At 75.3% G+C, this 1,719-nt stretch carries 2 protein-coding genes; one reads left to right on the forward strand and one right to left on the reverse strand.

The window, feature by feature from the left end; genetic code table 11:
- The coding region (locus GWI24_RS44060) for a TetR/AcrR family transcriptional regulator (RefSeq protein ID WP_210951614.1) at positions 1-603 on the reverse strand (603 nt) is incomplete at its 3' end.
- Between the two features lie 189 nt (positions 604-792).
- Here GWI24_RS44060 and GWI24_RS44065 point away from each other — a divergent pair.
- Positions 793-1,719, forward strand: a 927-nt coding sequence (locus GWI24_RS44065) for a DMT family transporter (RefSeq protein ID WP_210951615.1), incomplete at its 3' end; no start/stop codon positions are given.

Consider the following 1,719-nt stretch of genomic DNA (forward strand, 5'->3'; position numbering starts at 1 on the left):
CGCGGGGAAGACCGACGCCTCGAGGAAGCGCGTCAGATACGCGCGGTCGGCGACCCGGCCCTCGAGCAGGTGGCGGACCCGCATCGCGCCGATCAGCTGCGTGGGGACGAACTCGACAGCGGGGTTGTCCGCCGCCACCTCGCCACGCTCCACGCCCCGGCGGACCATCGCCTGGATCGTCTTCACCTCGTGCTCGATCAGCGCGGCGCGCAGCGCCTGGAGCAGATCGGGGTTCTGCAGCGCGGCGTGCCCGAGGGCGTACACCAGCGCGGTGTCACCGCCGCACACCTCCCCCGCCTCGCCCACGGCCTCCGCGACGGCGCGCAGATCGCCCGCGAGGGAGCCGGTGTCGATGCCCTCCAGCGCGAAGGGGCGCTTGCAGGAGCGCAGCGCGGCGACGACGAGCTGGGGCTTGGTGCACCACTGCCGGTAGAGGGTGGAGCGGCTGGCGCGGGTGCGGGCGGCGACCGCCTCGATGGTGAGGGCCTCGTAGCCGCCCTCCTGGAGCAGGTCGAGGACCGCCTGATAGAACTCCTGCTCCCGCTCGGGGGTGATCTTGGAACGGCGCTGCGGCGCGTCCGTCTCCGGGCTCTGCGTCGCCATCGGGTCCTCCTCCTCGGTCCACCGGACTCCGGCTCCCCTCCCCGACCACGCAGTGTACCGACACATCCGCGTACCGATACACCCTTGTACCGATACGGCCTCGCACCGGTACACTCTCGTATCGATACGTCTGTGTGCCGATAGCACCGCTGGTGGCAGGCAGACAGTGCCCAGAGGAAGGCACGGTGGATGAACCCGACCGTCATAGCCGTAGCGCTCGCGCTCGCCTCGGCCGTCGCCTACGCGACCGCGGCCGTGGCCCAGGAACGGCTGGCCGCGGGCGGCCGGCCGGACCGCATGCCGCGGCTGCTGCTGCGCGGCGCCTGGTGGGGAGCGGTCGGCCTCAACTCCACCGGTGCCCTGCTGCATGTGGCCGCGCTGCGGTACGGACCGCTCACCCTGGTCCAGCCGCTCGGCGCGCTGACCCTGGTGGCGGCCGTCCCGCTGGGCGCGCGGCTCGCGGGGCGGCGGGTGGTCCGGGACGAGTGGCGGGGCGTGGTCCTCGCGCTGCTCGGCCTCGGCGCCCTGCTGCCGGTCACCGCCGGGGAGACCCCGCGCGAGACGCTGAGCCTGCCGGAGGCGGTCGGCCTCGCGGCCGTCGTGCTGGCGTTCATCGGGCTGTGCGTCCGGCCGGGGCGCAGGGAGAGCGGAACGCCGGGCCGGGGGCTGCGGTTCGCCACCGCGTCCGGGGTCGCCTCAGGCGTCGCCTCGGCGCTCACCCAGACCCTCACGGTCGCGCTCGCCGACTCCCGCGTCCCCGGGGCGGCCCTGGTGTCCTGGCGGGCCGTGGTCGTGGCCCTGCTGGTCGCGGTCTTCGCGGTGAGCGGTCTGCTGCTGTCCCAGAGCGCCTACGGCAGCGGCCTCGGCGCGCCCCTGGCCACCCTGACCCTGGCCAACCCGGTGGCGGCGGCCGCCATCGGGATCGTCCTGCTGGACGAGCGGTTCCGGGGCGGCCCGGGCGGCTGGGCCCTGGCCGCCGCCGGCGCGGCGGCGGCCGCCCGCGGGGTGGTCCTGCTCTCCCGGGCTCCGCAATCGGGGGTGGGGGTGCGCGGGGACACCGTGGTCGTACGGCAGTCCGCCGTTCGCGAGGCCGCCGTAGCCGTACCGGAGACCGCC

It is taken from the genome of Streptomyces sp. MK37H (assembly GCF_018035285.1).
In the GTDB taxonomy this organism is placed as follows: Bacteria; Actinomycetota; Actinomycetes; order Streptomycetales; family Streptomycetaceae; genus Streptomyces; species Streptomyces endocoffeicus.